The sequence below is a fragment of the Arthrobacter sp. Dra40 genome (assembly GCF_059091905.1).
In genome coordinates, this window is sequence record NZ_JBNHHB010000021.1 from 62,773 (window position 1) to 71,633 (window position 8,861).

The following is an 8,861-nucleotide window of genomic DNA, read 5'->3' on the forward strand; positions in this document are numbered from 1 at the left end:
ACCGCCCACGTGTATCCGCCCGCCTTGACGCACCGGCACGGCGGCCGCCTCACGGGCATCGGCGCGACCGCAATGCGGGCGGTAGGGTGTCGGCTATGACCAATGTAAACGTTGAAAAACTTGCGGCCGCGGTCGACTCCGGCATGGGACGCACCATCTCATCGCTGGAGCAACTGGTTTCCATCCCGGGGATCGCCTGGGCGGCCTTCGATCAGCAAGACCTGGTCCGCAGCGCCGATGCCGTAGCCGGCCTGGTCCAGGAGCTGGGGCTGGAGGACGTGCAGATCCTGAGTGTGCCGAACGGCGAGTCGGCTGGCGGCCCGGCCGTGGTGGCCCGCCGTCCGGCCGCCGCCGGCAAGCCGACCGTGCTGCTGTATGCGCACCACGACGTGCAGCCGCCGGGGGATCCGGCGCTCTGGCGGACCGAGCCGTTCAAGGCCACGGAGATGGACGGCCGGCTGTACGGCCGCGGCACCGCCGATGACAAGGCCGGGATTATGGTCCACCTGGCCTCGTTGCGGGCGCTGCTGGAGGTCCTCGGCGACGACTTCGGCGTCGGCGTCACCTTCTTCTTTGAGGGGGAGGAAGAGGCCGGTTCACCGACCTTCCGTTCCTTCCTCGAAACACACCGCGAGCTGCTGTGCGCCGACGCCATCATCGTTGCCGACTCCAGCAACTGGAAGGTCGGCGTTCCGGCCCTGACCACCAGCCTGCGCGGCCTGGTGGACGGCACCGTGGAGCTGCGGGTGCTGGACCACGCCGTCCACTCGGGCATGTTCGGCGGCCCGCTGTTGGATGCGCCCACCCTGCTCGCCCGGCTGATCGCCACATTCCACGACGACGACGGTGCTGTCGCCATCGACGGGCTTGTCTCGGCTCCCGCCGCGGCGGTCGACTATCCGGAGGAGGACTTCCGGCGCGATTCGTCGGTGCTGGACTCGGTGCAGCTGGCGGGTACCGGCAGCATTGCCGACCGGCTGTGGAACAAGCCGGCCCTGTCGGTGATCGGCATTGATGCTCCCAGCGTGGAGCTGGCATCCAACACCTTGATTCCGGCGGCCAGGGCCAAGATCAGCCTGCGTCTCGCACCGGGCCAGGACCCCGACCGGGCGATGGACGCGCTGGCTGCCCATGTGGCCGCCCATGCGCCGTTCGGGGCGGAGGCCACGTTCGTCCCGGGGGAGCGGGGCCAGGCTTTCGCCACCGATACCGCGGCCCCCGCGGCCCGGGCCGCGCTGTGGGCACTGGAACAGGCCTGGGGCACGCAGCCGGTGGAGGCGGGCATGGGCGGGTCGATCCCGTTCATCGCCGACCTGACGGAAATCTATCCGCAGGCGCAGATCCTGATTACCGGTGTGGAAGACCCCGATTCGCGGGCGCATTCGGCTAATGAGTCGCTGCATCTGGGGGACTTCCGCAACGCGGTCCTGGCCCAGGCGCTGCTGCTGGCCCGGGTGAACGAAGAGGGCATCTGAGGCAGTGTCCGGAAGGGCCTGGAGAGCTGCCAAGTTATCCCATTTTGGGCGACGCGACGTACGATGGAACGGTAGCCCGACGCACCACTGAGTAATAGCAGCAGGTCACCGGACGGCCCGTCATAGATAAGGAAGTGCAATGAGCGCAACGACCAACTCATCCGCCCCGACCACGGCACCCGAAACGGCAGAACTGCCCACGCATGAAGTGGCTCTGACCGATGTGGCAGCGGGGAAGGTGCGCAGTCTTTTGGAACAGGAAGGCCGCACCGACCTGCGCCTGCGGGTTGCGGTCCAGCCGGGCGGATGTTCCGGCCTGATCTACCAGCTGTACTTCGACGAGCGGATGCTCGACGGTGACGCAGTCCGTGATTTCGACGGTGTCGAGGTGGTCGTGGACAAGATGAGCGTCCCTTATCTCTCCGGTGCCTCGATTGACTTCGAGGACACCATCTCCAAGCAGGGATTCACCATCGACAATCCGAACGCCGGTGGCTCCTGCGCCTGCGGAGACTCGTTCCACTAACAGCTGGCGGGGCGTTCCCCGGCCGCTGGAACGGCCGACGCACGGGGGAGCCTGTCACATGAAAGTCATGTGTGCGGGTAAGCTCTACAGTGAGTAGTAAAACTGGATATGAGGCCAGGGCTTTGCTCTGCCATGGCCCCATCACTTGCACGAAACAAAGAGGAAGGGCCGTCTGTGAGTTCGCAGGTTCGAACCGGCAGTCGACGCGCCAGAATTGCCAAGGCCACGGGTCTGGGCACAGTCGGTGCGTTGTTGTTGACGGGATGTTCAGAAGAAGTCCGCATGGGCTGGTTGCCCACGCAGCGGGACGTTACCAACCACACTCCCGAAATCATCGATTTGTGGGTTCATGGGTGGATCGCCGCGTTGGCTGTTGGTGTCCTGACCTGGGGCTTGCTCCTCTGGTGCATCATCGCCTACCGCCGGCGCAAGGGCGAGACCGGCTACCCCCGCCAGCTCAGCTATAACCTGCCGCTCGAAATCTTCTACACCGCGGTCCCGATCGTCATGGTCCTGGTCTTCTTCTACTTCACGGACAAGACCACGACCAACATCACTGCCCGGACTGACAACCCCGACGTCGTCGTCGACGTGCGCGGCAAGCAGTGGGCCTGGGACTTCAACTACGTCAAGCAGGACAAGTACTTTGCCGGCGTGCAGGCCCACCTGACCGGTGAGACCGGCGTCCCGGAGACACTGCCGACGCTGTACCTGCCGGTGAACCAGAGCGTGGAGTTGCAGATCAACTCCCGCGACGTCATCCATTCGTTCTGGGTTCCCGCCTTCCTGCAGAAGGTGGACATGATTCCTGGCAAGACCAACCACCTGAGCTTCACCCCGACCCGTGAGGGCATCTACGACGGCAAGTGTGCGGAGCTTTGCGGTGAATTCCACTCCGAAATGCTCTTCCGCGTCGCTGTGGTCTCCGAGGCTGAGTTTGACGCACAGATGGCGCGGCTCAAGGATGGCCAGATCGGCGAAGAGTACGACCGCAACCCCTACGCTGAAGCGTCGAAGTAAAGGAGCGAGGGCCACAAGTGTCAACGTACGAATACACAGCTGACGACCGGGGTACTACGGTAGCTCCGCGAGTCGTCCCGAGGTCCAAGGGGCGCATCGTCGTCAACTGGATCACCTCCACGGACCACAAAACGATCGGGTACATGTACCTGATCACCTCGTTCATCTTCTTCTGCCTCGGCGGCGTCATGGCCCTGGTCATCCGCGCCGAGCTGTTCGAACCCGGCATGCAGATCCTGCAGACCAAGGAACAGTACAACCAGCTCTTCACCATGCACGGCACGGTGATGCTGCTGATGTTCGCCACACCGCTGTTCGCCGGCTTCGCCAACGTCATCATGCCGCTGCAGATCGGCGCTCCCGATGTTGCGTTCCCGCGCCTGAACGCGCTGGCCTTCTGGTTCTTCCTGTTCGGCAGCGTGATCGCCGTCGCCGGTTTCATCACCCCGCAGGGCGCAGCCTCCTTCGGCTGGTTCGCTTATGCACCGTTGTCCAACACCACGTTCTCGCCCGGCGTGGGCGGAGACCTGTGGGTCTTCGGCCTGGCGCTCTCCGGCTTCGGCACCATTCTGGGTTCGGTCAACTTCATCACCACGATCATCACCATGCGGGCCCCAGGCCTCACCATGTGGCGGATGCCGATCTTCACCTGGAACACGCTGGTCACCGGCATCCTGGTCATGATGGCGTTCCCGCCGCTGGCCTCGGCCCTGTTCGCACTCGGTGCTGACCGGCGCTTCGGTGCCCACATCTTCAACCCGGAAAACGGCGGCGCCATCCTGTGGCAGCACCTGTTCTGGTTCTTCGGCCACCCCGAGGTTTACATCATCGCCCTGCCGTTCTTCGGCATCGTGTCCGAGATCTTCCCGGTGTTCAGCCGCAAGCCGATCTTCGGCTACAAGGGCCTGGTCTACGCGACCATCGCGATTGCCGCCCTGTCCGTGACCGTGTGGGCACACCACATGTACGTCACCGGATCGGTCCTGCTGCCGTTCTTCGCCTTCATGACCATGCTCATCGCGGTGCCCACCGGCGTGAAGTTCTTCAACTGGATCGGCACCATGTGGCGGGGATCGATTACCTTCGAAACGCCGATGCTGTGGAGCCTGGGCTTCCTGGCCACCTTCCTCTTCGGTGGCCTGACCGGCATCATCCTGGCTTCACCGCCGCTGGACTTCCACGTCTCCGACACCTACTTCGTGGTGGCGCATTTCCACTACGTGGTCTTCGGAACCGTCGTGTTCGCCATGTTCGCAGGCTTCTACTTCTGGTGGCCCAAGTGGACCGGCAAGATGCTCAACGAGCGCCTGGGCAAGATCCACTTCTGGATGCTGTTCCTCGGCTTCCACGGCACCTTCCTGATCCAGCACTGGCTGGGTGTCGAGGGCATGCCGCGCCGCTACGCGGACTACATGCCGGAAGACGGGTTCACCGCAATGAACCAGTTCTCCACCATTGCTTCGTTCGTGTTGGGTGCGTCGATGATCCCGTTCTTCTGGAACGTGTACATCACCTGGCGCAACGGCAAGAAGGTCGAAGTCGACGACCCCTGGGGCTTCGGTGCTTCGCTTGAGTGGGCTACGTCATGCCCGCCGCCGCGGCACAACTTCACCTCGCTGCCCCGGATCCGGTCGGAGCGCCCTGCGCTGGACCTGCACCACCCGGAGCTCGCACCGCGGCACACCCCGACGACTCCGGTGCCGGCGGCCCAGCTGGCCGGTCCCGCTGACCAGAAGGACGCATAACTGTGAAGATTGAAGCCTGGCTTTTCCTCGCCCTTGCGCCGTTCTTCGCCCTTGTTGGCACCGTCTACGGCTTCATGGGGGCTTGGCACGAACCGGTAGGTTATCTGGCGCTATACCTGACGGCCGGACTGTCCCTGATGATCGGCGGTTACCTCTGGTTCACGGCACGGCGGGTCGGCCCCCGTCCGGAGGACCGGGTGGACGCAGAGATCCACGAGGGTGCCGGTGAACAGGGCATGTTCAGCCCCTGGAGCTGGTGGCCGCTGGTCCTGGGCCTTGGTGCCGCCTCCGGCTTCATGGGTCTGGCAGTCGGCTGGTGGATCGTCTACATCTCCATCGGTCTGACCACGGTAGCCATCATCGGTTGGGTCTACGAATACAGCCGTGGAGACCACGCCCACTAAGTCCATAGCAAGAACGAAGGGCCCGGAACCGCTTGGTTCCGGGCCCTTTCGCATGCCCGTGGACACCGGTCGTTATCGGAGGGCTGGTCTAGACCGGGATAGGATGGGATTGACCCCCATCACCCGAACAGGAGACCGCATGTCCGTGAGTTCAGCTGCGATCGAGGGCGAGATCGACGTGTCCTCGAGTACCGCGAAGCACGTCCAACTTCGGGACATATTGCGCCGGCATGCCCAAGAACGCTGTGAACCCGGCGGCGCATTTCCTTCGGAGCGGGATCTGACCGAGCGCTTCGGTGTGGCGCGGATGACCGTCCGGCAAGCCATCGACTCGCTCGTGGCCGAGCAGGTGCTCGAGCGCATCGTGGGGCTGGGGACGTTCGTAAGCCAGCCCAAGCTGGACCTGCAGGTCAAGCTCACCTCGTACACCGAAGAGATGCAGCGCCGCGGCATGGTCCCCGACGCCAGGGTGCTCAGTTTCGAACAGATCGGCGCCACCCCCTTGGTGGCCCGCGAACTCCAGATCGAGGAGGGCCAGCCGGTCGTACGTTTCCGCCGCCAGTTGTTGGCTGATGCCGAGCCCATGAGCGTGGACGAAAACTTCATCCCTGCCCAGCGGGTGCCGGGCATTCTGGACGAGGGTCCGCCGTCGTCGCTGTACAACGTTCTGAGCGAGCGCTACGGCCTCATCATGGAGTGGGGCGAGGACACCATCGAGGCAACCGCTGCGCAGCCTTCAATCGCGCGGTTGCTGAACGTGGACATCGGCTCGCCGCTGCTCAAGATTCAGCGGCATGCGTACGTGTCCAAGACCATGGTGGACTTCTCGATCTCTTACTACAGGGCGGACCGCTACAAGCTGTGGGTGCCGCTGCAGCGGCCCGGCGGGCGCGCCCCGCGCTCGTACAACATGAAGAGGTATTAGGGGCCCCAGAGCCCGCTGGAGGCGCCGTAGCGTATTGCTTTCAGGCAGCTGCGCCCGGCGGCCGCGCCGATCCCGCTGCAGAGACGAGAGTGGCCCCGGACTGAGTCCGGGGCCACTCTCGTGCAAACGGTTATTTAGCGTCCGACGACTTCGGCCTTTTCGGCGGGAGCCTCAACCTCAGCATGGTGGCTGTGTGCAGCCTCCAGCTCGGCCGGGGTTACCGGTGTCACGCGATCCTCGAAGAAGAACTGCGACAGGGCGCCGCGCAGCTTCTCGGCGCGCTTGATGTGGCCGGCCTTGTTCGGCTGTGCCGGCAGCACCTCGGGCGATTCGAAGTTGACCAGGCGGTACAGCTTGTAGTCGTTCAGCGGTTCGTGGACCTCGATGAACTCGCCGTGCGGCAGGCGGACAATGCGTCCGGTCTCCCGGCCATGCAGCGCGATCTCGCGGTCCTTGCGCTGCAGTGCAAGGCAGATGCGGCGCGTGACGATGAAGCCGAGGATCGGGCCGAGGAAGAACAGCGCGCGCAGCCAGTACGTCACGTCGTTCAGCGACACGTGGAAGTGCGTGGCGATCAGGTCGGAGCTGGCAGCTGCCCACATCACCGAGTAGAAGACGATGCCTGCAACACCAATGCCGGTGCGGAACGGTGCGTTGCGCGGGCGGTCCAGGATGTGGTGCTCGCGGTGGTCCTTGGTAACCCAGCGTTCGATCCAGGGCCAGGCGAACATCAGCGTGAACAGCAGGCCTGCCGGGGCAAGGGCCGGGAGCAGCACGTTCAGCGAAATGGTCCGACCAAAGATGACGAACTCTCCCACGCCGGGCATCAGGCGCAGCGCTCCGTCCACCCAGCCGATGTACCAGTCGGGCTGGGTGCCGGCCGAAACAGGGGAGGGGTCGTAGGGCCCGTAGTCCCAAATCGCCAGGATCTGGAAGTTTGCCGCTATGACGGCCAGAATGCCGAACACGACGAAGAAGAAGCCGCCGGCCTTGGCCGCGTAGACCGGGCCAATCGGGAAGCCCACCACGTTAGATTCGGAACGGCCGGGGCCGGGGTACTGCGTGTGCTTGTGCACCACAACCATGAACAGGTGGATGGCGATCATCAGCAGGATCAGCGCCGGCACCAGCAGGATGTGAAGCACGTAGAGGCGTCCCACAATGTCGGTACCGGGGAACTCGCCGCCAAAGAGCAGCAGGGAGATGTAGGTGCCGACGAGGGGGATTCCCTTGATCACGCCGTCAATAATGCGCAGGCCGTTGCCGGAGAGCAGGTCATCCGGGAGGGAGTATCCGGTGAAGCCGGCCGCCAGGGCCAGGATCAGCAGGACGCAGCCGACAACCCAGTTCAGCTCGCGCGGCCGGCGGAAAGCGCCGGTGAAGAAGACGCGCAGCATGTGGAAGGACACCGAGGCAACGAACAGCAGCGCCGACCAGTGGTGCAGCTGGCGCATGAAGAGTCCGCCGCGGACTTCGAAGGAGATCTCCAAAGTGGACTGGTAAGCGACCGACATCTCGACGCCCTTGAGCGGAAGGTACGGTCCGGCGTAGTGCGTCTCCGCCATCGAGGGATCGAAGAAGAACGTCAGGAACGTTCCGGAGAGCAGCAGGATGACGAACGAGTAGAGCGCTACTTCACCGAACATGAAGGACCAGTGGTCCGGGAAGATCTTTCGTCCGAATTCCTTGACGATCGACGAGCCGCCGACGCGGGTGTCGACGAAGTTGGTGATCCGTCCAACCCGTGTCTTGGGTACGTAGGTATCAGTTGAAGCGCTCATGCTTAGCCACGCTCCCAGTAGCTCGGTCCAACAGGTTCATGGAAGTCGCTGGTGGCGACCAGGTAGCCCTCGTCGTCGACGCTGATCGGAAGCTGGGGCAAGGCGTGTGCGGCGGGGCCGAAGATCACCTTGCATTCCTGGGTCAGGTCGAAGGTCGACTGGTGGCAAGGGCAGAGCAGGTGGTGCGTGTGCTGTTCGTACAGCGCCACCGGGCATCCGACGTGGGTGCAGATTTTCGAATAAGCAACGATGCCATTGTAGTTCCAGTCTTCACGACCAGGGGAGACATGCAGCTCGTCCGGATTAAGGCGCATCAAGAGGACGACGGCCTTGGCCTTCTCCTCGAGCTTGTGCTCGGCTTCGTTCAGTCCCTCGGGAATGACGTGGAAGGCGGAACCAATGGTGACATCGGAGGCCTTGATCGGGGTTCCGCTCGGGTCGCGGGTGAGGCGGACGCCGGCGTCCCACATGGTGTGCCGCAGCACGTCCGGGTTCAGGTCCTTGGACAGGTCGCGGAAAATGCCGATGGCAGGCAGGATGGCCAGTACACCGGCGCCGATCAGCGTATTGCGGATCAGCGGACGGCGGGAGATGCCCGATTCGTCGAGGACCTGGCCAATGATCTGCTCTGCGTCCCGGCGGTCCTCTTCGGTGCGGACCTCGTGGCGCTCTTCCACGATTTCGTGGTCGGGCATGAGGGTCTTGGCCCAATGCACAATGCCGACGCCGATGCCCAGCATCGCGAAGGCCGTGCCCATGCCCAAGGTGAAGTTCTGAAAACGCAGCGTTGCGATGGTGTCATCCAAACGGATGCCAAAGTACCCGACGAAGAAAAGTACGGTGCCGATGATGGAGATTACGAAGAGTATCGCAACCTGGCGTTCGGCGCGCTTTTCCGCCCGGGGATCTTTGTCGGCACGGCGCGGGCGGTGCGGGGGGAGTCCAGGATCCTGAAACTTCTCCACGTCGCTCTGACCAGCCGTAG

The 8,861-nt window shown here is 63.8% G+C and carries 8 protein-coding genes; 6 read left to right on the forward strand and 2 right to left on the reverse strand.

Annotated features, from left to right (window positions below):
- The first annotated feature begins 95 nt into the window (after window positions 1-95).
- The 6 genes from AC5RWT_RS12080 to AC5RWT_RS12105 all read left to right on the forward strand — a co-directional run bounded on the left by AC5RWT_RS12080 (window position 96) and on the right by AC5RWT_RS12105 (window position 6,095).
- The gene (locus AC5RWT_RS12080) at window positions 96-1,475 is read left to right on the forward strand and encodes a M20/M25/M40 family metallo-hydrolase (protein ID WP_494043749.1); all 1,380 of its coding nucleotides are present in this window, start codon (window positions 96-98) and stop codon (window positions 1,473-1,475) included.
- 139 nt (window positions 1,476-1,614) lie between these two features.
- Entirely contained in the window at window positions 1,615-2,001 is a 387-nt protein-coding gene (locus AC5RWT_RS12085; RefSeq protein ID WP_353915557.1) for a HesB/IscA family protein, read from the forward strand.
- A gap of 174 nt (window positions 2,002-2,175) precedes the next feature.
- Window positions 2,176-3,021, forward strand: coding sequence for an aa3-type cytochrome oxidase subunit II (gene ctaC / locus AC5RWT_RS12090; RefSeq protein WP_494043750.1), 846 nt, complete (start codon window positions 2,176-2,178; stop codon window positions 3,019-3,021).
- A 17-nt stretch (window positions 3,022-3,038) separates the two neighbouring features.
- Entirely contained in the window at window positions 3,039-4,766 is a 1,728-nt protein-coding gene (gene ctaD, locus AC5RWT_RS12095; protein ID WP_414959774.1) for an aa3-type cytochrome oxidase subunit I, read from the forward strand.
- Between the two features lie 2 nt (window positions 4,767-4,768).
- The gene (locus AC5RWT_RS12100) at window positions 4,769-5,170 is read left to right on the forward strand and encodes a cytochrome c oxidase subunit 4 (RefSeq protein ID WP_494043751.1); all 402 of its coding nucleotides are present in this window, start codon (window positions 4,769-4,771) and stop codon (window positions 5,168-5,170) included.
- 139 nt (window positions 5,171-5,309) lie between these two features.
- Window positions 5,310-6,095: a GntR family transcriptional regulator gene (locus AC5RWT_RS12105; protein ID WP_494080420.1), complete on the forward strand. Its 786-nt coding sequence runs from the start codon at window positions 5,310-5,312 to the stop codon at window positions 6,093-6,095.
- Between the two features lie 134 nt (window positions 6,096-6,229).
- Here AC5RWT_RS12105 and qcrB read toward each other — a convergent pair whose 3' ends face one another.
- Window positions 6,230-7,876, reverse strand: a complete 1,647-nt coding sequence (gene qcrB / locus AC5RWT_RS12110) for a cytochrome bc1 complex cytochrome b subunit (protein WP_494080421.1) — start codon at window positions 7,874-7,876, stop codon at window positions 6,230-6,232.
- A 2-nt stretch (window positions 7,877-7,878) separates the two neighbouring features.
- A partial coding sequence (gene qcrA / locus AC5RWT_RS12115; protein WP_494080422.1) for a cytochrome bc1 complex Rieske iron-sulfur subunit occupies window positions 7,879-8,861 on the reverse strand: 983 nt, incomplete at its 5' end.

Excerpts from the sequence above, each read along its gene's own strand:
- AC5RWT_RS12080 (WP_494043749.1), top strand. The coding sequence starts at position 96 with ATGACCAATGTAAACGTTGAAAAACTTGCGGCCGCGGTCGACTCCGGC.
- AC5RWT_RS12085 (WP_353915557.1), top strand. The coding sequence starts at position 1,615 with ATGAGCGCAACGACCAACTCATCCGCCCCGACCACGGCACCCGAAACG.
- AC5RWT_RS12105 (WP_494080420.1), top strand. The coding sequence starts at position 5,310 with ATGTCCGTGAGTTCAGCTGCGATCGAGGGCGAGATCGACGTGTCCTCG.
- qcrB (WP_494080421.1), bottom strand. The coding sequence starts at position 7,876 with ATGAGCGCTTCAACTGATACCTACGTACCCAAGACACGGGTTGGACGG.